Below are 21,642 nucleotides of genomic sequence, written 5' to 3' on the forward strand. Positions count from 1 at the left end.
CCCCCCCCCCCCCCCCCCAGGGGGTCATGAGCACGTCGGCGGCGGAATGACGCCGCGCTGCGGCAGCGGCGCTCGTGGATCTGGCTGCTGCACTTTCCTGCGTTACTGCACTTGCCCGCGCTTGACGCCGAAGCCGGGAATGTCGCACCGGCATGGCGATCCGCTGCGCAGCGGGCCCGCCGGGCAGGCCCCGCGCGAGGTCACGCACACGCCGCCGCGCGGCGGCCCCTGCCGCCAGCCTTGACGCGGCGGAGGCGGTCCGCCCCAGCCCGGAGGCGGGGGCGGAGGCGGGCGCCCCCAGCCGGGAGGAGGCGGAGGGGGCCGTCCCCAGCCGGGCGGCGGCCTGTCGTCCCAGCGATCGCCGCGGCGATCACCGTAATATTGCGCATCGGCGACGCCGGCCGACAGCAGGACGACAGCCGCTGCCGCAACAACAAACAATACAGAACGATGTCTCAACGGATCCCCCTGTGGCAATCCTTCGGCACAATACCTCGAACAACCAATGCGGATACCTGCCTGCCTGTTCCAAATAACACGTTCCGCCCGCATTATGACGTTTCCGGGGCGGACGCAACGTTTGGCGGAGTTTCCCCGCGCGAAAGCGACCTCGCGCGCGGGCGGCGACCGGCGCCCACCATAGCGATGCGCGCTTGCCTGTAGCTAACGCGCCCGATAAATCATAAGCATGGAAGCGTGAAAGCAAGACGATGAGCGACAAGGAAATCCCCCGTCAAACGGATGCCGCCGGCGAGGTCGCGGGTCCCGATCTGGCGCGGGGCGATCGGCTGCTGCGGCTGCTCGCGCTCGACGAAAACGACCTCGACGTGATCTCGGCCCATCTGCAGGATGCGCTCGTGCGGCGCGCCGACCTGCATTATTTCCCCACCGAGCGGCGCTTCGTGCTGGCCGTGCAGCGCTTCGACTGGGAGCGCGAGGCGAAAGCCCAGCCGCAACGGCGGCTGACCGCGCTGCATTTCGAACAGGTGCGTGCCGTGCGCCATCGCCATCTGGGCAAGGCGCCGGACGCCCTCCACACGCTTCTCGCCGTCTGTTTCGTGGAAGGCGAGAAGCCCTCGGGCGCCATTCTGCTGGAATTCGCCGACGGCGCGGCGATCATGCTTGACGTCGAGTGCATCGAGGCGCAACTGAAAGACCTTGGCCCGGTGTGGAACGTCGAGGCGCGACCGTCGCACGGACAAGTGGAGGGTGAGGATGCCGGTGAGGCTTGACACGCGCGCGGACGGGTTCGAGACGGCCTTCAGGTCATTGCTGGCGGCGAAACGGGAAGTCTCGGAAGACGTTGACGCCGTCGTGCGCGACATCATCGCCGATGTCGCCGCGCGTGGCGACGCCGCGCTCATCGACTACACCGCGCGCTTCGACGACCAGACGCTCACGCCCGCAACGCTCCGCATCGCGCCGGCCGAGATCGAGGCGGCGGTCGCCGCCTCCCCGCCCGAGGCGCTGGCGGCGCTCGAACTCGCCAGGGCGCGCATCGAGGCCTACCACCTCAGGCAGAAGCCGCAGGACGAGCGCTTCACCGATGCGGCGGGCGTGACCGCCGGCTGGCGCTGGACGGCCATCGAATCGGTGGGGCTTTACGTGCCGGGCGGCACCGCGAGCTATCCCTCGTCCGTGCTCATGAACGCCGTGCCGGCGCGCGTCGCCGGCGTGCCGCGCATCGTCATGGTCGTGCCGACACCCGGCGGGGCCGTCAACCCGCTGGTGCTGGCGGCGGCGCATGTCGCGGGCGTCGACGAGATCTACCGCATCGGCGGCGCGCAGGCGGTGGCCGCGCTCGCTCACGGAACGGAGACGATCGCGCCGGTGGCCAAGATCGTCGGACCAGGCAACGCCTATGTCGCCGCCGCCAAGCGGCGCGTGTTCGGGCTCGTGGGCATCGACATGATCGCCGGCCCCTCCGAAGTGCTCATCCTGGCAGACGCAGAAGCCAATCCAGAATGGGTCGCGGCCGACCTGCTCGCCCAGGCGGAGCACGATACCGCCGCCCAGTCCATCCTGATCACCGACAGCAAGGCGCTGGCGGAGGCGGTCGCTGAAGCCGTCGAGGGCCAGTTGCACACCCTGCCGCGCGCGGCCATCGCCCGCAAGAGCTGGGAGGATTTCGGCGCGATCATCCTCGCGCCCTCGCTCACTGATGCCATTCCGCTCGTCGACCGGATCGCGCCCGAACATCTCGAGATCGAGGCGCGGGACGCCGAGGAGCTGGCGGCACGGGTGCGCAATGCGGGCGCGATCTTCCTCGGCCAGTACACGCCCGAGGCGGTGGGCGACTACGTCGGCGGCCCCAACCACATCTTGCCGACGGCGCGCTCGGCGCGGTTCGCCTCGGGGCTCGGCGTGCTCGATTTCGTGAAGCGCACCTCCATCCTCCACTGCACCGCCGAGGCGCTGCGCGCCATCGGGCCGGCCGCGATCGCCCTGGGTGAAACGGAGGGGCTGCAGGCGCATGCCCGTTCCGTCGGCATCCGGCTCAATCTCTGACGGCCGGCACATGCGAACGGACGAGCCCATGAACCGAAAGGCAGGGTCGTGACCAGCGCGGACGACGACAATCGCCGGCGCCTCGTCGCCGTGACGCTCGACGAGGCGTCTCTGGGGCGCGGCAATCCGGATCAGGAGCACGAGCGCGCCATCGCCATCTGGGACATCGTGGAGGAGAATTCCTTCTCCGTCACCGGCCACGAGGGCGGCCCCTATGCGCTGCATCTGTCGCTCGTGGACCGCAAGCTGCTGCTGGAGATCCGGCTGGCCGACGGCTCGCCGGTGGTGGCGCATTTCCTGTCGCTGACGCCGTTCCGGCGCGTCATCAAGGACTACGAGCTGATCTGCGAAAGCTATTACGCCGCCATCCGCACCGCCACGCCCTCCCAGATCGAGGCCATCGACATGGGACGGCGCGGACTGCACGACGAGGCGTCGGAACTGCTGCGCGAGCGGCTCGCGGGCAAGGTCGACGTCGATTTCGACACCGCAAGGCGCCTGTTCACCCTGCTGTTCGCCCTGCACTGGAAAGGCTGACATGGGGGACGGGGACAAGGGCGGCGACGCCGTAGGATCCAAAACCCCTCCCGGCAACACGGCAGCAGCGCCGCGCCGCGTCCAGTCCGTCCTCTTCATGTGCGCGCTCAACGCGGTTCGCTCGCCCATGGCCGAGGGCCTCGCCCGCCACTACTTCGGCCGCTCGCTCTACGTCGCCTCGGCCGGCGTGCGGCCGGAGGAGGTCGACCCCTTCGCCCTCGCGGTCATGGAGGAGATCGGCATCGACATGAGCGGGCACAGGCCGCGGACGCTGCAGGAGCTGGAGGACACCGGCTTCGACCTCATCGTCACCCTGTCGCCGGAAGCCCATCATCAGGCCATGGAACTGACCCGCACCCTCGCCGTCGACGTCGAATACTGGCCGACCTTCGATCCCACCGCCGTGCAAGGCTCGCGGGAGCAGCGCCTCGACGCCTACCGCTCGGTGCGGGATGGGCTCACACAGCGCATCACCGAGCGTTTCGGCGGCTGAGGCACGGACGATCGGCAGAACGATATAAATATATCTTTATATACCGACTTGACCGGCCGATTTTATCTGCCATAGTGCCGCAGTCGTGGTTCTTCACGGCGGCGGACGTCACGCCTCCGCGGCCGTGGAGCCAAGAGGGAATCCGGTGAAGCAGCCTGTCGGTCAGGCGCTGAACCCGGAGCTGCACCCCGCAACTGTAAGCAGTGAGCATACGCCCAATTCGTGTCACTGATGGTTCCATCGGGAAGGCCGGGCGCGTGCGTTGACCTGCGAGCCAGGAGACCTGCCATGACGCAGCAACGTCCTCGGGCGGGGTCCCCGGTGGTCGCCGATCGCGGTGCTTCGCGGGCCTGTCCCGTGGAGTCGCTGCGCGCGTCCGCTCGGCCTTTTGCCCCCCAATTGAAGGGGTTTAGCCGATGTCTTCTTCTCCTGTTTCCGTGGGCGCCCTTGGCGTCCCCCGCATTGGTCCGCGCCGCGAGCTGAAAGCAGCGCTGGAAAACTACTGGTCCGGCAAGATCGGCCAGGATGACCTGATCGAAGCCGCCTCCGGCCTGCGCGCCGCGAGCTGGGCGCGCCAGCACGGCGCCGGCGTCACGCTCATTCCGTCGAACGACTTCTCGTTCTACGACCAGGTGCTCGACACGGCGGTCACGGTCGGGGCCATTCCCGAAGCCTATGGCTGGAAGGGCGGGCCGGTCGCGCTCGATACCTATTTCGCGCTCGCGCGCGGCACGCAGGGAGAACCGGAAGCCTGTGCCGTGCATGGAGAGGCGCACGCGCACGGCAGCTCTGCCGGCGGCCTGCCGGCGCTGGAGATGACCAAGTGGTTCGACACCAACTATCACTATCTGGTGCCGGAATTCGTGCGCGGCCAGACCTTCGAGCTCGCCTCGACCAAGGTCATCGACGAGTTCCGCGAGGCCAAGGCGCTCGGCTACCACACGCGCCCGGTGCTGGTCGGGCCGGTGACCTTCCTCAAGCTCGGCAAGAGCCGCGTTGAGGGCGTCGATCCGCTCACGCTGCTGCCGGGCCTGCTGCCGGTCTATGCCGAGATCCTGCGCCGCCTCTCCGCCCATGGCGCGGACTGGGTGCAGATCGACGAGCCGATTCTCGCGCTCGATCTCGACGACGCCGCCCGCGCGGCGATCGCCTCGGCCTACGAATTCTTCGCCCGCGCCGTGCCGGGCCTCAGGATCCAGTTGACGAGCTATTTCAACGCCTACAGCGACAACCTCGCCACCGCGCTCTCGCTGCCGGTGGCGGGTCTCCACCTCGACCTCGCGCGCGCGCCGCAAGAGCTCGACAGGGTGGTGTCGCAGGCTCCCGCCGGTCTGGTGCTGTCACTCGGCGTCATCGACGGCCGCAACGTCTGGCGCGCCGATCTGCCGGCGATCCTCGACCGCATCGAGCCCGTGGCGGCGCGGCGCGGCACCGATCACCTGATCGTCTCGACCTCGTGCTCGCTGCTGCACGTGCCCTACGACCTCGCTTACGAGACCGGCCTCGACGACGAGCTGAAGAGCTGGCTCGCCTTCGCCGCGCAGAAGCTCGACGAGCTCGTCGTCCTCGGCCGGGCGCTCTCGGAAGGCCGCGACGCCGTCAGGGACGAACTCGCCGCCGCCGGCGCCGCTGCCGCCTCACGGCGCACGTCGGCGCGTATCCACAACCCGCAGGTTGCCGCCCGTCTTGCCGCCGTCAGGCCCGAGGACAGCCGCCGCCAGCACCCCTTCCACGAGCGCCGCGAGGCGCAGCACCAGGCGCTGAACCTGCCGCTGTTCCCGACGACGACCATCGGCTCCTTCCCGCAGACGAGCGAGGTGCGCAAGGCGCGCGCCGCCCATACGCGCGGCGAGCTGGACGACGCCGGCTACGAGGCCTTCCTGCGCAAGGAGACGGAAAGCGCCGTGCGCTGGCAGGAGGAGATCGGCATCGACGTGCTGGTGCACGGCGAGTTCGAGCGCAACGACATGGTGCAGTACTTCGGCGAGCTGCTCGACGGCTACGCCTTCACCCGCAACGGCTGGGTGCAGAGCTACGGCTCGCGCTGCGTGCGGCCGCCGATCATCTTCGGCGACGTCTCGCGCCCGAAGCCCATGTCGGTGGAATGGACGGCCTATGCCCAGTCGCTGACGGACAAGCCCCTGAAGGGGATGCTCACCGGCCCGATCACCATGCTGCAATGGTCGTTCGTGCGCGATGACGTGCCGCGCGAGACGGTCAGCCGCCAGATCGCGCTGGCGCTGCGCGACGAGGTGGCGGATCTCGAGGCCGCCGGCATCCGGGTCATCCAGATCGACGAGCCGGCGATCCGCGAGGGCCTGCCGCTGCGCAAGGCCGACTGGCCGGCCTATCTCGCCTGGGCGGTGGAGAGCTTTCGTCTGTCGTCCTCGGGCGTGCGCGACGAGACGCAGATCCACACCCACATGTGCTACTCGGAGTTCAACGACATCATCGACGCCATCGGCGCGCTCGACGCCGACGTGATCTCCATCGAGACCTCGCGCTCGAAGATGGAGCTGCTCGACGCCTTCGTCGACTACCGCTATCCGAACGAGATCGGGCCGGGCGTGTACGACATCCACTCGCCGCGCGTGCCCACCACCGCCGAGATCGAGGAGCTGCTGCTCAAGGCGAGGGAAAGCCTCGCGCCAGAGCAGATCTGGGTCAACCCGGACTGCGGCCTGAAAACCCGCAAGTGGGAGGAGGTGCGCCCGGCGCTGGTCAATCTGGTGACGGCGGCCAAGCACCTGCGGGCGCAAGCGAGCGGGTAAAACTGCGCCGCAAGCGGGGCCGCCGGGCTACTCGGCGGCCTGTTCGCGCAGCTCGCGCGGGAGCGGGAAGAACACGCTCTCGTCGGCGGTCGAGACCTGCTCGACCGCCACCTCGAAGCGCTCGGCGAAGGCGTCGATGATCTCCTCGACCAGGATCTCGGGCGCGGAGGCGCCCGCCGTGAGCCCCAGCCGGCGGATGTCGCCGAACAGCGACCAGTCGATGTCCTCGGCCCGCAGGACGAGACGAGCGACCTTGCAGCCGGCCCGTTCCGCCACCTCGCGCAGGCGCTGGGAGTTGGAGGAATTGGGCGAGCCCACGACGATCATCGCGTCGACCTGCGGCGCCACCCGCTTCACCGCCTCCTGCCGGTTGGTGGTGGCGTAGCAGATGTCCTGCTTGTGCGGCGACACGATGTCCGAGAAGCGCTCCTTGAGCGCCGCGACGATGCCCGCCGTGTCGTCGACCGACAGCGTCGTCTGGGTGACGTAGGCGAGTTCCCTGCCGTCGGGCGGGACGATGCGGGCCACGTCCTCCACCGTCTCGATCAGCGTGATCGCGCCCTCGGGCAACTGGCCCATGGTACCGACGACCTCCGGATGGCCGGCGTGGCCGATGAGCACGATATGGCGGCCGCGCTTGTGGTGGATCTCGGCCTCGCGATGCACCTTGGTGACAAGCGGGCAGGTCGCGTCGATGGCGAAGAACCGCCGTTCGGTCGCCTCGGCCGGCACCGCCTTCGGCACGCCGTGGGCCGAAAAGATCACCGGCGCGTCCGTGTCCGGGATCTCGTCGAGCTCGTCCACGAAGACGGCGCCCTTGCGGCGCAGGCTCTCGACCACGTATTTGTTATGGACGATCTCGTGCCGGACATAGACGGGCGGGCCGTAGATCGCGAGCGCCTTCTCGACCGCGTCGATGGCGCGCACCACGCCGGCACAGAATCCGCGCGGGGCGCAGATCAGCACGTCCAGCGGCGGCTTGTCCGCGCTGCGGGCCTCGACGGACGAGATGTTGGCGACGGGCATCGGTCACTCTTCCCATTGACGCGGCGCAGTTCCGGAAGCTCAGGATGTGTGCGGCGATTGCGGGTTTCTGTCAAGTCGCTTGCGGATCCGCCCTGCCGGCCGGTACGGCGGGGAGCACGGCCGTCGTGCCGGATCGCAGGTCGCCGCCGGTGTAGACGCGCACGCAGTTGCGCCCTTCGTGCTTCGCCCGGTAAAGCGCGGCATCGGCGGCGCGCATCAGATCCTCCAGATCATAGCCGACGCGTTGCGTGGAGGCGACGCCGGCGCTGATGGTGACGTCGCGGACCGCCTCGCCCTCGCCCAGGCGATAGTCCTTCATGGTCCGCCTGATGCGCTCCATGATGCCGACGGCGTCGCGCTCCTGCGCCGTCTGCAGGATGCACAGGAACTCCTCCCCGCCGACGCGGAACAGGTGGTCCGTGGGGCGCAGCTTCAGCGTCGCGCGCTCGGCGAACACGCGCAGCACGGTGTCGCCGATGAAATGTCCGAACGTGTCGTTGATCTGCTTGAAGTGATCGAGATCGATGACGGCGACGCACACCGGCTGCCCGGTCATCGCCTGACGCCGCAGGATGCGCTCCGCATGCATGTTCAGCGCCCGCCTGTTGCCCAGCCCCGTGAGCGGATCGATCAGCGTCTGGGCCCGCTGCTCACCCTCGAGCCGCTCCTTGGTCAGCGAGAGCATGAGATAGGTTGCCGCCACATGACCCATGGTGCTCAGCAGCGTCAGCAGCGGCACCCACTCCGCGCCCGATGCATGCCCCATGCCCACCAGGGCGGCGACGTCGATCAGCCGGCGCGTGACGACCAGTATGCTGTTGACGCATATGATCGTGAACAGCGCCATGCGCGAGGGCAGATATTCGCCCCTGCCGCGCCACAGCTCCAGCGCCGCCAGCATCGAATAGATGAAGGGGATGAGCCCGACGGCCAGCACTCGCGCCTCGCCGCTGTCGTTGAATACCGTGACGATGACGAGCCAGACGACGCCGCCTGCCGCCGCGCGTCCCGCCAGCAAGGGCCGCCTCTCGAACAGGCGCATCGCCATCCAGGCCAGGCCGTAGGAGAAGAAGATCACCGTGTAGCCGAGATCGACGTATAACGGGTCGGCGTGGCGCGCGCCGCCGCCCATCAGGCCAAGCCCCAGCGCCCCCCCGGCATAGCTCGCGCCCAGGAACAGCAACTCGCGGTTGATGCGGTTGTTGAACCACGAAAACAGCAGCAGCAGGCCGAGCAGCAGGCCGAAAAGGACGACAACGACCCGCAGCGTGGTATCATCCAGTTGCATCGCACGCGTATCCTGCACGAAGAGGAAAGTACCAGTCTGCCCCGCCAAACCGAATCGTATATATCGCGCCAATGATGGCAACACGAAGCCATAAATGTCGCAACGTTATGACATTTATATCGCATCCGGATCGACCCGCAGTCCGGTGCGGCAGGTTCCGGAGACGATGCATCGGCCTACTCGCCCGCCTCCGACTGCGCGTGACGGAAGGGATGCGCCGGATAGACGCCGAGGATGCGCACCTCGCGGGAGAAGAACGCCAGTTCCTCCAGCGCCAGTTTCAGCGGCCGCTCGTCGGGATGGCCGTCGACCTCGGCGTAGAACTGGGTCGCGAAGAAGCGCCCTCCCACCATGTAGCTCTCCAGCTTGGTGAGGTTGAGACCGTTGGTGGCGAAGCCGCCCAGCGCCTTGTAGAGAGCGGCGGGCACGTTGCGCACGCGGAAGATGAAACTGGTGATGATCGGCCCCGCCGCGGGCGACGCCCACCGCGCGTCGCGCGCCAGCAGCACGAAGCGGGTGGTGTTGTTGCTTTCGTCCTCCACGTCCCGCCCCAGATTGACGAGGCCGTAGATGTCGCCGGCAAGCTGCGGCGCGAGCGCGGCCTGTGTCGGATCGTTCCACTCCGCCACCATGCGCGCCGCCCCCGCCGTGTCCTGGGCCACGACCGCCTTGAGGCCGAGCGAGCGGATGATCTGGCGGCACTGCCCGAGCGCGTGGATGTGGCTGTGCACGGTGGTTAGGGTTTCGCGCGTCGCCCCCTTGGGCGCGAGAAGCTGGAAGCGGATGGGCAGAAAATGCTCGCCCACGATATGCAGCCCCGATTCCGGCAGCAGATGGTGGATGTCCGCCACGCGCCCGGCGATGGAGTTCTCGATCGGGATCATGCCGAGCCCGGCCTCACCGGAGGAGATCGCGGCGAGCGCGTCCTCGAAGGTCGCGCACGCGAGCGGCGCCCAGTCCGGAAAGACCTCGTGAGCGGCGATGTGGGAGTTCGCCCCCGGCTCGCCCTGATACGAAATGACTTTGGGCGCCAGGTCGGCTTGCAGCACCTGATCGATCGACACGGTCATGAGAGATTGTTCCCTGTCAGAATGGCGCGGGCGCGGGCGCGGTCGAGGTCGGCGGGCGTGTCGACGCCCAGCGGCACGTCGTCGACGATCGCGACGTCGATGCGCATGCCGTTCTCCAGCGCCCGGAGCTGTTCGAGCTTCTCGCGTTCCTCCAGCGCGGAGGGTGCGAGCGACACGAAGCGGGCCAGCGCCGCGCGGCGATAGGCGTAGAGACCGATGTGGTGATAGAGCGGCCCCTCCCCCCACGGCGCGGTGGCGCGGGTGAAGTAGAGGGCGCGCAGCCGGCCGCCGGCCAGGGGGCTGCCCACCACTTTGACGACGCTCGGCGCGGTCCGCTCCTCCTCGCGCGTGATGAGCGCGGCGAGCGTGGCGATGTCGACGGCCGGGTCGCCGAGGGGGCCGAGCGCCGCACCGATGATTTTTGGATCGATGGTCGGCAGATCGCCCTGCACGTTGATGACGACATCGTGAATGCCGCGCGGGTCGATCGCCGCCACCGCCTCGTGAATCCGGTCGGAACCGGAAGGGTGATCGGCGCGCGTGAGGACCGCGCGCCCGTCCGCCGCCTCGACCGCATCGGCGACCGCCTGCGAATCAGTCGCCACGACGACGGGGCCGATGTCCGCTGCCTCGGCCCGGCGCAGCACGTGGACGATCATTGGCAGACCGCCGATATCCGCCAGCGGCTTGCCGGGCAGGCGGGAGGCTTCGAGGCGGGCGGGAATGACAACCAGGGGGGAGGGCATCGAACACCTTATGGATGCGGCAGCAGCAAGCTTGCCGCGCTTGCAGCGCAGAAACACCCTTGGCACACAATAATCAAGTGCCGCGAGGATTTTGTCGTTTATACGAGTTGCAAAGTAGCGGGCAAAACGGGTAAGCATGCGCTGTTGCGCGCGTGCGGGACCGGCAGGCCCCCGACGCCTATTGACATGTCGACCGGAGCCGTAGACCGATGGATTCATTCGAGCTCAACAAGATTGCCGGGGCGGTGCTCGGCACCCTTCTCTTCGTGATGGGCCTCGGCGTGCTTTCAAGCATCATCTTCAACCCGGTCATTCCGCTCGTTCCGGGCTACGATCTGCCGGGCGGCGAGGAAGGTGGCGCGGGCGCAGGCGCTCCCGCCGCTGCCGCGGTGGAGCCGATCTCGGTGCGCCTCGCCAGCGCCGACCCCGCGCGCGGCGAGAGGGCCATCGCCAAGTGCAGGGCCTGCCACAACTTCGCCGAGGGCGCCGGCTCCAAGGTCGGTCCGGATCTCTACGACGTCGTCAACCGCGACATCGGCTCAGTCGGCGGTTTCGGCTATTCCAACGCGATGAAGGCCCATGCCGAAGCGGGCGACAAGTGGACCTACGACGCGCTCGACCACTTCATCCAAAGCCCCAAGGCCTTCGCGCCCGGCACCATCATGGCGTTCGCCGGCGTGCCGAAGGCCGAGGAACGCGCCGACATCATTGCCTACCTGCGCACGCTCTCGGAGAGCCCCGCGCCCCTGCCCGAGCCGGAGGCCGCAGCACCTGCCGAGGGAGAGGACGCAGCCCCCACTGATGGCGAGCAACCGCAGCCGGCGCAGTAAGCCGGCGCCCCGGCGCCGACGACAGGGACGATGCTCCGGCCATGCCGGAGCATTCTTTTTTGGACAGGATCAGAAGCGGTCGAGCAGGCCAAAGCCGATCATCGCCGCCGTCAGCAGCGGGCGCCGCAGCCATCGCCCGCCCGGCAGCGGCGGCACCGGCAGGGCGGCGAGATGCCGGAAGCGCTCGTCGTCGCCCATGATGGCTTGGGCGACGATCCGCCCGGTATAGGGGCCGAGCATCACGCCCTGGCCGGAGAAGCCGGATGCGGCATAGAGTCCCACCTCCGGCCGACGCACGAACGGCAGGCGGGTCGCGGTGATGCCGAGCCGGCCGCCCCAGCCGTGAGCTATGGGCGCGTCCGCGAGCTGCGGATAGAGCCCGAGCATGCGACCGCGCACCCGGCGGGCGAAATCGTCGGGCAGGCTGTCGCCATAGCTCTCGCCGCCGCCGAAGATAATGCGGTCGTCGTCCGTGCGGCGGAAATAGTTGACCACGTAGCGCGTGTCGGACGCCGCGATCCTGCCGGACAGGACCGATCCCGCCAGCGCCGCCTCCAGCGGGGCGGTCGCGATCATGAAATTCACCAGCGGCATGACGTGGGCCGCCACGAGCTCCGACAGGGCGCCGAGCGATCCGTCGCCGGTCAGCAGCACCGATCGCGCCCGCACGGCACCGGCATCCGTGACCACGCGCCAGCTGCCGCCCTCGGGCGCGACGCGCACCACGCGCGAGCCCTCGTGAAGGCGCGCGCCCGCCTCCTCCGCCGCCCGCGCCAGACCACGCGTCAGCGCCAGCGGGTCGAGATGCCCGCCGTGGGGATTGAACACACCCCCGAAGGCGCCGCGCATGCGGGTGTACTTTTCGATTGCCGCCCCTTCCAGCACTTCGAGGCCGGCGACGCCGTAGCGGCGCGTCAGGTGCCCGGCCTCCTCTGCCAGCGCGCGGAAGTGGCGCGGCCGGTGGGCGATGGCGAGCAGCCCCGACCGGAAGCCGCAATCGATGGCATGCGCGCCGATCACCTCGTGCAGCCACAGCCGCGCCTCCTCGGCGATGTCCCACAGGGCGCGGGCGCGCTCATGGCCGACGCGCGCCTCCAGCCATGCCTGATCGCGCCGCTGGCCGGGATGCACCTGTCCGCCGTTGACGCCCGACGCGCCGCCGCCGACCTGCGCCGCCTCGACGACGCGCACGTCCGCGCCCGCCTGCGCCAGGGTCAGCGCCGCGCCGAGACCGGTGAAGCCCGCGCCGACGATGCAGACGTCGGCAGCGAGGTCGCCGGCGACGGCCGGCCGTGGCGCGGCCGTGTCCGGGCGCACCGCATAGAGGTTCGTGAGGGAGGAAGGGGCCATCGGCCGTCGGTCCGGAATGGGAGGGGCAGAAGGAAGGTATGCGTACCGGATGCCGGAGAAAAGGACCGGGGGCGACCACACCCCCTGCCCGGCTTACACGTTGAGCAGCAGGTATTCCCGCTCCCACGGGCTGATGACCTGCATGAAGGTCTCGTATTCGGTGCGCTTGACCGCCGAATAGGTCTTCACGAAGCTCTCGCCCAGGATCTCGATGAGCGGCTCGCATTCGCCGAGCTCGATCACCGCCTCCAGAATGCCGCGCGGCAGATCGAAGTCGAGGTTGTAGGCGGAGCCGGTGACCGGCTCGCCGGGCTGCAATCCCGCCTCGATGCCGAGATAGCCGCAGGCGAGTGTCGCCGCGACAGCGAGATAGGGATTGGCGTCCGACGAGGGCACCCGGTTCTCGACGCGCCGCGCGCCCGGATCGGACGGCGGGATGCGCAGGCCGGTGGTGCGGTTGTCGTAGCCCCAGCGCACGTTGATGGGCGCGGTCGAGTTGCGGGTCAGCCGGCGGTAGGAATTGACATAGGGCGCGAGCATCGACATCGCCGCCGGCAGATAGGTCTGCAGCCCGGCGATGAAGGAGAAGAACGCCGGCGAGGGCGTGCCGTCCTCGTTCGAGAACAGGTTGCGGCCGGTCTTCGTATCGATCACCGAGGTGTGGATGTGCATGGCGGAGCCCGGCTGGCGCGCGATGGGCTTGGCCATGAACGTGGCGTACATGTCGTGCTGCAGCGCCGCCTCGCGGATGGTACGCTTGAACAGGAATACCTGATCGGCGAGATCGAGCGGGTGGCCGTGGCGCAGGTTGATCTCCATCTGCCCCGCCCCCTCCTCGTGGATGAGCGCGTCGATGGCGAGGCCCTGCGCCTCGGAATAGTCGTAGATGTCCTCGAACAGGTCGTCGAACTCGTTCACCGCCGAGATGGAATAGGCCTGACGCCCGATCTCCGGCCGGCCCGAGCGGCCGATCGGCGGCTCCAGCGGATAGTCCGGATCGGTGTTGCGCTTGACGAGGTAGAACTCGATCTCGGGCGCGACCACGGGCTCCCAGCCGTTGCGGCGGTAGAAGTCGAGCACGCGCTTCAGCACCTGCCGGGGGGCGTTCTCCAGCGGGCGGCCGTCGCGGTGGTACGCGTCGAGAATGACCTGCGCCGTGGGGTCCGAGGCCCACGGCACCGCCGTGAGGGTCGAGAAATCCGGCCGCAGCACGAGATCGCCGTCGGCGGGCATCTCCTGCTGCAGCACCTCGTCCGGGTAGTCGCCGGCGATGGTCTGGTAGAAGATCGCGCCCGGCAGGCTCATCATCGGGTTGCCGAGGAACTTTTCCGCCGGCATCACCTTGCCGCGCGCCACGCCCGCCTGATTGGCGACGAAGCACTCGATCTCCTCGATGCCGCCGCGTTCCATGAAGGCGCGCGCCTCCTCGAGATCGGCCGCGCCGCGCAGCTTGCGGCCGAGCCTCTGTGATGTTTTCTTCCTCGTCATCCCTCACCCGATCCGCTCGTGTCGACAACCGCCGCTCCGCTCTTGCCGACAACCGCCGCGCAGCAGTAATCGCCGCGACGGCGGATCTGTCAATCATCTGACATCGATTCGCATGATCGTATGAAGGGAAGATGCACACACGATGCGCTTGCGACGAAAACGCAACACCAGTACCTTTCGGATGTTTCATGGTGGCGACCGGGCTTGTCGGCCTGCGCCCACAAGCTGAGGGCCGGCGCGCCGATGACAGTGGTTCGGACGGATGCACGCAAACGTGATTCGCTTGCGATCGGGGCGGTGCGCCGCGATTTCGCACCCTGGCTCGACCCTGCGGCGAAGCCGCTGATCCGCTACGAGCAGGTCACGAAGCGCTACGGCGATTTCGTCGCTGTGGATAACCTCACCCTCAATATCTACGAGCGCGAGTTCTTCTGCCTGCTCGGCCCGTCGGGCTGCGGCAAGACCACGCTGATGCGCATGCTCGCCGGCTTCGAGGAGCCGAGCGAGGGGCGCGTCATCCTCGGCGACCAGGTGGTGAACGGCATCCCGGCCTACCGGCGGCCGGTCAACATGATGTTCCAGTCCTACGCCCTGTTCCCGCACATGAACGTGGAGAAGAACATCGCCTTCGGGCTGGTGCAGGACGGCGTACCGAAGCGGGAGATCAACGACCGGGTGGCGGAGATCCTGCGCCTCGTCCAGCTCACGCCCTTCGCCGGGCGCAAGCCCGACCAGCTCTCCGGCGGCCAGCGCCAGCGCGTGGCGCTCGCCCGCGCCCTCGTCAAGCGCCCCAAGGTGCTGCTGCTCGACGAGCCGCTCGGCGCGCTCGACAAGAAGCTGCGCGAGGAAACCCAGTTCGAGCTGATGGACCTGCAGGTCAATCTCGGCATGACCTTCCTCGTCGTCACCCACGATCAGGAGGAGGCCATGGTGATGGCCGACCGCATCGCGGTGATGGACAAGGGCACCATCAAGCAGATCGCCCCGCCGGGCCAGGTCTACGAGCAGCCGGCGAGCCGCTATGTGGCCGAGTTCATCGGCGACGTGAACATCATCGAGGGCAAGGTCGCGTCCGCCGCCGACCGGCACCTCACCATCGAGCGCACCGACGGCGAGGGCGTCCTGCTGATCGAGGCGTCGGCCGAGGCGGTGACCGTCGGGCAGGAGGTCGCGGTCGCGCTGCGGCCGGAAAAGCTCGTGCTGCACCGCGAGCCGCCGGCCGGCGCGCCGAACGTGCTGTCCGGCGAGATCTGGGACATCGGCTATCTCGGCGACTGGACGATCTATCTGGTGCAGCTCGCCAGCGGCCAGATCGTGCGCGTGTCGCGCGCCAACGCCAGCCGCTTCGTCGAACAGCCGCTGACCTGGGACGACAAGGTGCACATCACCTTCGCGCCCGAGGCCGGCGTGCTGCTGACCCATTGAGGCGGAGGGCGCGGCCATGAGCGACACGCCAGTGGATGATGCCGGCAAGGCCCCGACGGCCGCCGTCCCGGCCCGGACGACGGCCGATGAAGCGCCCGCGGCGACCAAGCCGGGGCTCGTGGGCGCGCTGGTGCCGGCGCTGCCCTTCCTGTGGCTGCTGATCTTCTTCCTGACGCCGTTCGCCATCGTCTTCAAGATGTCGCTGTCGCAGCCGGCGACGGCGCAGCCGCCCTACGTGCCGGTGTTCGACTGGACACAGGGCCTCGCCGGCCTTCGGGACGCGCTCAGCCAGCTCAACTTCGACAATTTCGCCCTGCTGCTCGACGACTGGCTCTATATCGCCTCGGCGTTCTCGTCGCTCAGGATCGCGGCCATCTCGACCATCCTCCTGCTCCTCGTCGGTTTCCCCATGGCCTACGCCATGGCCAAGGCGCCCGACAGGCACAAGCCGGTGCTCCTGATGCTCGTCATCCTGCCGTTCTGGACGAGCTTTCTCATCCGCGTCTATGCGTGGATCGGCATCCTCAAGCCGGAGGGGCTGCTGAACACCGTGCTGCTCAGCGTCGGGGTGATTGACCGGCCGCTGCAGATCCTCAACACCGATACGGCGATCTTCATCGGCGTCGTCTACTCCTACCTGCCGTTCATGGTGCTGCCGCTCTACGCGACGCTGGAAAAGCTCGACTGGACACTGATCGAGGCGGCGCAGGATCTCGGCTGCCCGCCTTGGCGCGCTTTCTGGCAGGTGACCGTGCCGCTGGCGCTGCCCGGCATCGCGGCGGGCGCGCTGCTGTGCTTCATCCCCATCGTCGGCGAATACGTCATTCCGGAGCTCCTCGGCGGGCCGGACTCGCTGATGATCGGCAAGACGCTCTCGGACGAATTCTTCAGGAACCGCGACTGGCCGCTCGCGTCCGCCGTGGCGGTGGTGCTGCTGATCATGGTCATCGGCCCCGTCATGGTCTATCGCGAACTCGAAACCCGCCGGCTGGAGAAGGGCAGATGACGCGCCGCTGGACATTGTTCGACACCACGGCGCTGACCTTCGGCTTCGCCTTCCTCTACCTGCCGCTGCTGGTGCTGGTGGTCTATTCGTTCAACGCCTCGCAGCTCCTCAACGTCTGGGGCGGCTTTTCCGTGCGCTGGTACGTGGAACTGTGGCACGACACCGCCCTGCTCACCGCGGTGCGCAACTCGCTCGCCATCGCCGTGTTCTCGGCCGCGATCGCGACCTTCTTCGGCACGCTCGCCGCGCTCGCGCTGGTGCGCTACACGCGCTTCTGGGGCCGGCCGCTGTTCACCGGCATGGTCTATGCGCCGATGGTGATGCCGGAAGTCGTCACCGGCCTGTCGCTGCTGCTGTTCTTCGTCTCCGTCAGTGCCGAGCGCGGCTTCTGGACCGTGACGCTCGCCCACACCAGCTTCACCATGTGCTACGTGGCCGTCGTGGTGCAGTCGCGCCTCATCGCCTTCGACAGAAGCCTCGAAGAGGCGGCGCAGGACCTCGGCTGCCCGCCGGTGCGCACCTTCTTCACCATCACCCTGCCGCTGATCGCGCCTTCGGTGCTCGCCGGCTTCCTGCTCGCCTTCACGCTGTCGCTGGACGATGTGGTGATTGCGAGCTTCGTCACCGGCCCCGGCACCTCGACCCTGCCGATCGAGGTGTTCAACAAGGCCCGGCGCGGCCTCTCGCCCGAGATCAACGCCCTGTCGTCGCTGATGCTGCTCATCGTCACCGTGGTGGTGGTGACGTCGTCGCTGATCAGCAAGCGCGCGATGCTGCCGGCACGGTGACGGAACGACGCAAGGCGGCCACGATCCTGACGCAATCGTCGCTCAACATGTCATATTCTCCGCTATCCTGACATATTTTTCTTGACATTGCCCCAAATGTGGCTATTTTGAAGCCGTATTTTGTTTCTATGTCATTTTCATATTGATTGCCGCGATCGGTCTGATGGACCCGCGCGGGGGGCGAGGTTTTCATGAGCCAGACAGACATCGGCGATTCCCGGGTCAGAACATCGCAATGGGCCGATACGGGCATGCCCGGAAACACGCAGCCGGCGCCTGATATTCCGACCGGCACGGCCGAACATCTGTTCGGCGAAACGAAGCTGGTTCAGGTGCTGAAGGCAGCAACCAAGGAGGAGGCTGTCCGTCCTTCCGTCCGGGACCGGTGGCCCAAATGCTTCGGCGGGAAATCCAAGGACGATTTGGGCAAAAAGGCGGAGCATGCCGCGAAGCTCTTCGAGAGCATCCGGTACCACCGCGGCTACAAGGGCGAGACAACCGCCTATAACGCGCTCACGCTGTTGGCGAATATCCTGCGCAGCGCGAAGCCGGAAGCCCTCGCTGTCATCGACGCGAACGTTGATGATGGCGGCTCCAGCCGCACGTTCTCGCTGACAATCAGCGGCGAACGCTTCCAGTACAGCATCCCGGATCCCGGCGGGAACGCTACGGAGCGCGGCTATCTCGATCGGCTCCAAAATCTTGTGCAGGCTCATCGGGAGACTAAAAACGACCGCGATTACGCTTCCGGCAAGGATGCCAGCCAGCTCGCCAGCGCCCGGATGGGCAGGTACACGGCTTTCCATGATAAAAAGCAGCGCGCGTCGCTCAAGAACATAACCTTGTCGGTCCTGCATTCCTACGCGCCGACGCGCGACGTTTCATTGGCGCAAACCAAATTGGCGGAAGTCGACCACAAGCTGAAAACGCTGGTCCCCTGGCTCAACGGCTTGAGCCCGGACAAGAGGGCAAGTGAGTTGCGCGACCTTTTGACAGCGCTGGATCATAGTGGCGGCCCGACAACGACATTTGCAACCGAGGCGGGGAATTGTTTCGTCCGTCACGGCCTGCTGCCCCCCACCTATCGCGGCCCGGGCTCTCGGGACAAGGAGGGGAACGAGATCCCGCCCCCGCCGCCGGAAAGCCATAGTGCCGGCCAGTCGAAAGCTGTGGCGAAGCGCAACCACACGGCAACGCCCCTCGAGGCCTTCGGGCTCGACACGATTGCCGAGGAGACGGACGACGATCTGGACGACGCAGGGCGCTCGAATTCTTTTTCCGCTACCGCCACCACGCTGCCGCTTTCCGACAGCGACGGTTTCTCGTCCTCCGCTTTCGAAACGGACTCGGACACGGACGACGTGCCGCCCCCGCCACCGCTCGACCTGCCCGCCATGATCGGCTTCATCAGCAAAGGCGACGATCCCCATCGCTATACGGCCGCTGTGTTGGCAGAAATAGGCAGTTTGCAGTCCGAGTACGACACGGCGCTGGATGAGGCGCTGGGGAAAGCCCGCCAAGAGGCGGCGACGCGTGACGGCGCCCTGTCCACCGAGGAGGAGGATAATGTCCGGAACGCCGTCAATAGCCGCTTCGAGGACGGGTTCGAGGAGCTGTTCAAGCTGGTCAGCAATAGCCGCGTCAAGCTGCCCGCCGATGTCATCAAGCGTCTGAACGCGCTCTGGGCGCCGGTCGCCCCGCCGCTTCCGCCTGCCGTCCACGCGGAAAAATAGAGCAAAACGCAATAAATCTGAATCGCCATTTTGCTCTATCTATTTGTTTATGCATCATATTTATCCAAGAAACGGGACCCGTTTCTGGTTCGATGCAGTAATGCTGCCCCGCGACGGCGGACCGGAGCAGGGTTCGTCGTCGCGGAGCAACGGTCTCCCCTTCGTCATCCCGCACCATGACGGTTGCGGTTGCTGTCATGACGACGGCCGCATCGCCCGTGTGCCCCTGCGGCGCGCGGGCGATCGCGCTTGAAAGGGCATGCCCATGCGGCCTCCACCGGCCGACCCTCCGCCACAGGTGACGCAGCTGGATGGCGAATACGTCACTGAATTAACATAATTGGCGCATATCACGCAGTATTATTGCCGCATCCGGTTTGACTTTGGCGCGAATGTGGCTATGCTGCATTCATACTCTGTCTATCGTTTGATTTTTAATGTTCTTTTTGCGTCAGAATTGACGATCCGGCTGCGGCCGGGGAGGATGTTATGTCTATTGCAGGAACGGACCGTCATCTGTTTGGCCCGCAGTCGCTTTTCACGACGCTTGATGAGAGCCGTCCGGAAATGGCTTGGAAAACGCACTCGGGCCTTGGGCTATGGGACCGCATCCGGAAGTCGCCGGACCAGCAGCAGGCCAAGGAAAAGGCTCTCGGCGCGTTCCGGGCAACCGTGGTGCAGATGCAGGAATCGCCATTGTCCCTGATGCGGGCGGTGCTGGAGCACGCCAAAGTCGATGCGCTGCCGCTCATCAAGGCATCCTACGGTGATCTCAAGATCAAAATCGGCGATGAACTGTACACCGCGGGCGAGAAGCTCGCCTTCTCCATCGACGACAAGCCGGTATCGTTCGAGTATCCCGAGCTGGTGCTGTCCAGTCCCGCGACGGACGCAGCCGACAGGGCCGACGCTGAAAACTATGCGCTTGCCCACGCGATTTCCGCCCAGGCGGTGAAGCATGCGAAAAAGCCGGACATCGTGCGGATCGGCGCGCTTCGCGAGGCGATCTTCGGCGCTCTGCAGAGCACCGATGCAAAGGCTGGCGGCGCAGCGCGCGCGGACGCCATCGGCTTCGATCCCGCTGTCAGGCAGGCGCTGAACGACCTCGGGCTGACCACCTTCGTTGTCGGCATGCAGACCGACAAGACCGGCAGCAAGACCTTTGTCCTCGCGGATCTGTGGGACGATATGAAGGAGCATATTCCGAAGGCGCGCAAGGACGATGTGGCGCAGGCGATGGACAAGCTCGTGTTCCGCTACGCCCCCGGCGAACGCCTCCTCAATCTGACGGCCGCCTTGCGGGGGCTTGCCGATCCACAGAAGAGGGCCGATTTCCGCGCCGGCTACCGGACGGACGGCGGCAACACCTCCTTTCACTTTCGCCTCGGCAACAGGAAGATCGCGCTTCCTGCCGTTCCGGCGGATACTCAAACCAATGCCATCGTCCGCAAGATCGCCATCGACAGCATACGGGAACCGCTGTCCCGGTCGCCATTCGGGTCCGCGAGCCGTGATCTGATTTCCCGGCTGACCGATGCCGCCTTCCCCAAGGGGACATCGCCGGCGCCCGAAGCGCTCAGGGCGTTGAGCGACCCGTTGCAAGCGCTTCTGGAACTGGCCCGCACCCATCCGAAGAACGATGCGTGGGAGCAGGACGCGCGGCGGACGATCCTCGCGGTGGAACAGTTCATTGCGGAAAACATGCAGGACGGCCCGCAAAAGAGGACGCAGCTCGCGGCGCTGGAGGCCATTGCCGATCCCGATACCAGGCGGCCGAACCTGTTCGCCGGCTCGGAACACGGCAGGGCCGTGGACGCCGAAAGGGAAAAGGCCAGACACGCCCTGGCGAGGCAGATCGCCGAAAGCCATGCCAAAGCAAGCGGCATCACGCTCGCAGCGTCGGTGGACCATGTATCCTACGTCGCAAAGGATCGCGAGCTCGCCGGCAAACTTGCCGAAAAGCTCGGTGAGGCCGAATGGGGCATAAGGACGCGGGTCAACAGTGTCGCTCCGCAAGTGCAGATACAAAAGGTCCGCACCTCGATCCGCGATCAGACGGCCGCCCTCAGGAACGCCGACGCCACAACCGTGCCGACCGTCACCTTCGTCCGAAGGTTCGTCGGCAACGAACATGACGGCCGCGCCGGCCTCTTCGTGAACGGCGTAGCCGTCGCGTGGGCGCCCGCTTCCGACGCCGGCGCGCGGGACAGGGCTCCGTCGCCATCGACGATATCGGGGGCATCGAGGGCGACAACGGTTCCGCTCGGCGACGACGACAAAAGCCGGTCATCGTCGATCGCCGGTTTCACCGGCACGTCGGACCTTTCCGGAGGGCAGTCTCCGTCCATTTTCCGGGGCGTCTCGGGGGGATACGCCATCAGATGGGACAGCGAAGACGAGGATGAGGAACTGCCGCCCCCTCCTCCGCCACCCTCGCGGCCGTCGCTTCCGGAGTGAGCGCCATGCCTATCATCGGTGCTTCCCGGGGCCTTGGCTGACGAAATGTTAACGAGGCATGGACATTTCTGGTTGCTACACTGATAGAGTTGGATTCGTTCAGTGCCGTCAACCGGGAGACCGCCC

At 67.1% G+C, this 21,642-nt stretch carries 18 protein-coding genes and 1 riboswitch; of the genes, 11 read left to right on the forward strand and 7 right to left on the reverse strand.

Features of this window, described 5'->3' with window-relative positions:
- Positions 1-710: 710 nt before the first annotated feature.
- From ACUSIJ_RS17075 to metE, 5 genes are all read left to right on the forward strand, one after another.
- Positions 711-1,232 carry a DUF2948 family protein gene (locus tag ACUSIJ_RS17075; protein ID WP_449309624.1) on the forward strand — a complete coding sequence of 174 codons (522 nt, stop codon included), beginning with the start codon at positions 711-713 and terminating at the stop codon, positions 1,230-1,232.
- Entirely contained in the window at positions 1,216-2,508 is a 1,293-nt protein-coding gene (gene hisD / locus ACUSIJ_RS17080) for a histidinol dehydrogenase (protein ID WP_449309625.1), read from the forward strand. The genes ACUSIJ_RS17075 and hisD overlap by 17 nt, the downstream gene beginning before the upstream one ends.
- A gap of 48 nt (positions 2,509-2,556) precedes the next feature.
- Complete coding sequence (locus ACUSIJ_RS17085) at positions 2,557-3,045, forward strand: UPF0262 family protein (protein ID WP_449309626.1); 489 nt, start codon at positions 2,557-2,559, stop codon at positions 3,043-3,045.
- 1 nt (position 3,046) lies between these two features.
- Positions 3,047-3,538, forward strand: a complete 492-nt coding sequence (locus ACUSIJ_RS17090; RefSeq protein ID WP_449309627.1) for an arsenate reductase ArsC — start codon at positions 3,047-3,049, stop codon at positions 3,536-3,538.
- Positions 3,539-3,607: 69 nt separating this feature from the next.
- Positions 3,608-3,843: riboswitch (cobalamin riboswitch) on the forward strand.
- A 111-nt stretch (positions 3,844-3,954) separates the two neighbouring features.
- A complete protein-coding gene (gene metE / locus ACUSIJ_RS17095; RefSeq protein WP_449309628.1) occupies positions 3,955-6,309 on the forward strand; it encodes a 5-methyltetrahydropteroyltriglutamate--homocysteine S-methyltransferase in 2,355 nt (784 codons plus the stop codon).
- A gap of 27 nt (positions 6,310-6,336) precedes the next feature.
- On the opposite strand, the gene ispH is transcribed toward metE, so the two are convergent.
- The 4 genes from ispH to ACUSIJ_RS17115 form a co-directional block, all read right to left on the reverse strand.
- Positions 6,337-7,335 (reverse strand): 4-hydroxy-3-methylbut-2-enyl diphosphate reductase, encoded by a 999-nt coding sequence (gene ispH / locus ACUSIJ_RS17100; RefSeq protein WP_449309629.1) that lies wholly within the window; start codon positions 7,333-7,335, stop codon positions 6,337-6,339.
- Positions 7,336-7,405: 70 nt separating this feature from the next.
- Positions 7,406-8,623: a GGDEF domain-containing protein gene (locus ACUSIJ_RS17105; RefSeq protein WP_449309630.1), complete on the reverse strand. Its 1,218-nt coding sequence runs from the start codon at positions 8,621-8,623 to the stop codon at positions 7,406-7,408.
- Positions 8,624-8,799: 176 nt separating this feature from the next.
- Entirely contained in the window at positions 8,800-9,693 is an 894-nt protein-coding gene (locus tag ACUSIJ_RS17110; RefSeq protein ID WP_449309631.1) for a prephenate dehydratase, read from the reverse strand.
- Positions 9,690-10,439, reverse strand: coding sequence for a 3-deoxy-manno-octulosonate cytidylyltransferase (locus ACUSIJ_RS17115; protein WP_449309632.1), 750 nt, complete (start codon positions 10,437-10,439; stop codon positions 9,690-9,692). Before ACUSIJ_RS17115 ends, ACUSIJ_RS17110 begins: the two co-directional genes overlap by 4 nt.
- 209 nt (positions 10,440-10,648) lie before the next feature.
- On the opposite strand from ACUSIJ_RS17115, the gene ACUSIJ_RS17120 reads away from it, so the two are divergent.
- Positions 10,649-11,269 carry a c-type cytochrome gene (locus ACUSIJ_RS17120; RefSeq protein ID WP_449309633.1) on the forward strand — a complete coding sequence of 207 codons (621 nt, stop codon included), beginning with the start codon at positions 10,649-10,651 and terminating at the stop codon, positions 11,267-11,269.
- A 69-nt stretch (positions 11,270-11,338) separates the two neighbouring features.
- On the opposite strand, the gene ACUSIJ_RS17125 is transcribed toward ACUSIJ_RS17120, so the two are convergent.
- Both ACUSIJ_RS17125 and ACUSIJ_RS17130 read right to left on the reverse strand, forming a co-directional pair.
- The gene (locus tag ACUSIJ_RS17125; RefSeq protein WP_449309634.1) at positions 11,339-12,619 is read right to left on the reverse strand and encodes an NAD(P)/FAD-dependent oxidoreductase; all 1,281 of its coding nucleotides are present in this window, start codon (positions 12,617-12,619) and stop codon (positions 11,339-11,341) included.
- A 93-nt stretch (positions 12,620-12,712) separates the two neighbouring features.
- Positions 12,713-14,107 carry a glutamine synthetase family protein gene (locus ACUSIJ_RS17130; RefSeq protein ID WP_449309635.1) on the reverse strand — a complete coding sequence of 465 codons (1,395 nt, stop codon included), beginning with the start codon at positions 14,105-14,107 and terminating at the stop codon, positions 12,713-12,715.
- A 243-nt stretch (positions 14,108-14,350) separates the two neighbouring features.
- Between ACUSIJ_RS17130 and ACUSIJ_RS17135 the strand changes: the two genes are divergently transcribed.
- From ACUSIJ_RS17135 to ACUSIJ_RS17145, 3 genes are read left to right on the forward strand one after another with little or no spacing between them, the layout of a single operon-like run.
- On the forward strand, positions 14,351-15,532 hold the full coding sequence (locus ACUSIJ_RS17135) for an ABC transporter ATP-binding protein (protein WP_449309636.1): 1,182 nt from the start codon (positions 14,351-14,353) through the stop codon (positions 15,530-15,532).
- A 16-nt stretch (positions 15,533-15,548) separates the two neighbouring features.
- Complete coding sequence (locus ACUSIJ_RS17140) at positions 15,549-16,538, forward strand: ABC transporter permease (RefSeq protein WP_449309637.1); 990 nt, start codon at positions 15,549-15,551, stop codon at positions 16,536-16,538.
- Complete coding sequence (locus ACUSIJ_RS17145; protein WP_449309638.1) at positions 16,535-17,326, forward strand: ABC transporter permease; 792 nt, start codon at positions 16,535-16,537, stop codon at positions 17,324-17,326. Before ACUSIJ_RS17140 ends, ACUSIJ_RS17145 begins: the two co-directional genes overlap by 4 nt.
- Here ACUSIJ_RS17145 and ACUSIJ_RS17150 read toward each other — a convergent pair.
- A complete protein-coding gene (locus ACUSIJ_RS17150; protein ID WP_449309639.1) occupies positions 17,295-17,534 on the reverse strand; it encodes a hypothetical protein in 240 nt (79 codons plus the stop codon). The two genes, ACUSIJ_RS17145 and ACUSIJ_RS17150, sit on opposite strands and share 32 nt — an antisense overlap.
- On the opposite strand from ACUSIJ_RS17150, the gene ACUSIJ_RS17155 reads away from it, so the two are divergent.
- Complete coding sequence (locus tag ACUSIJ_RS17155; RefSeq protein ID WP_449309640.1) at positions 17,518-19,059, forward strand: hypothetical protein; 1,542 nt, start codon at positions 17,518-17,520, stop codon at positions 19,057-19,059. The two genes, ACUSIJ_RS17150 and ACUSIJ_RS17155, sit on opposite strands and share 17 nt — an antisense overlap.
- Positions 19,060-19,626: 567 nt before the next feature.
- Positions 19,627-21,516, forward strand: a complete 1,890-nt coding sequence (locus tag ACUSIJ_RS17160) for a hypothetical protein (protein ID WP_449309641.1) — start codon at positions 19,627-19,629, stop codon at positions 21,514-21,516.
- Positions 21,517-21,642 lie beyond the last annotated feature (126 nt).

The organism is Pseudochelatococcus sp. B33 (genome assembly GCF_053570585.1).

Bases quoted from the DNA above. Each gene is read 5' to 3' on its own strand.
- ACUSIJ_RS17075 (WP_449309624.1), top strand. From the start codon at position 711: ATGAGCGACAAGGAAATCCCCCGTCAAACGGATGCCGCCGGCGAGGTC.
- hisD (WP_449309625.1), top strand. From the start codon at position 1,216: ATGCCGGTGAGGCTTGACACGCGCGCGGACGGGTTCGAGACGGCCTTC.
- ACUSIJ_RS17090 (WP_449309627.1), top strand. From the start codon at position 3,047: ATGGGGGACGGGGACAAGGGCGGCGACGCCGTAGGATCCAAAACCCCT.
- metE (WP_449309628.1), top strand. From the start codon at position 3,955: ATGTCTTCTTCTCCTGTTTCCGTGGGCGCCCTTGGCGTCCCCCGCATT.
- ispH (WP_449309629.1), bottom strand. From the start codon at position 7,335: ATGCCCGTCGCCAACATCTCGTCCGTCGAGGCCCGCAGCGCGGACAAG.
- ACUSIJ_RS17105 (WP_449309630.1), bottom strand. From the start codon at position 8,623: ATGCAACTGGATGATACCACGCTGCGGGTCGTTGTCGTCCTTTTCGGC.
- ACUSIJ_RS17110 (WP_449309631.1), bottom strand. From the start codon at position 9,693: ATGACCGTGTCGATCGATCAGGTGCTGCAAGCCGACCTGGCGCCCAAA.
- ACUSIJ_RS17115 (WP_449309632.1), bottom strand. From the start codon at position 10,439: ATGCCCTCCCCCCTGGTTGTCATTCCCGCCCGCCTCGAAGCCTCCCGC.
- ACUSIJ_RS17120 (WP_449309633.1), top strand. From the start codon at position 10,649: ATGGATTCATTCGAGCTCAACAAGATTGCCGGGGCGGTGCTCGGCACC.
- ACUSIJ_RS17125 (WP_449309634.1), bottom strand. From the start codon at position 12,619: ATGGCCCCTTCCTCCCTCACGAACCTCTATGCGGTGCGCCCGGACACG.
- ACUSIJ_RS17130 (WP_449309635.1), bottom strand. From the start codon at position 14,107: ATGACGAGGAAGAAAACATCACAGAGGCTCGGCCGCAAGCTGCGCGGC.
- ACUSIJ_RS17135 (WP_449309636.1), top strand. From the start codon at position 14,351: ATGACAGTGGTTCGGACGGATGCACGCAAACGTGATTCGCTTGCGATC.
- ACUSIJ_RS17140 (WP_449309637.1), top strand. From the start codon at position 15,549: ATGAGCGACACGCCAGTGGATGATGCCGGCAAGGCCCCGACGGCCGCC.
- ACUSIJ_RS17145 (WP_449309638.1), top strand. From the start codon at position 16,535: ATGACGCGCCGCTGGACATTGTTCGACACCACGGCGCTGACCTTCGGC.
- ACUSIJ_RS17155 (WP_449309640.1), top strand. From the start codon at position 17,518: ATGAGCCAGACAGACATCGGCGATTCCCGGGTCAGAACATCGCAATGG.
- ACUSIJ_RS17150 (WP_449309639.1), bottom strand. From the start codon at position 17,534: ATGTCTGTCTGGCTCATGAAAACCTCGCCCCCCGCGCGGGTCCATCAG.
- ACUSIJ_RS17160 (WP_449309641.1), top strand. From the start codon at position 19,627: ATGGCTTGGAAAACGCACTCGGGCCTTGGGCTATGGGACCGCATCCGG.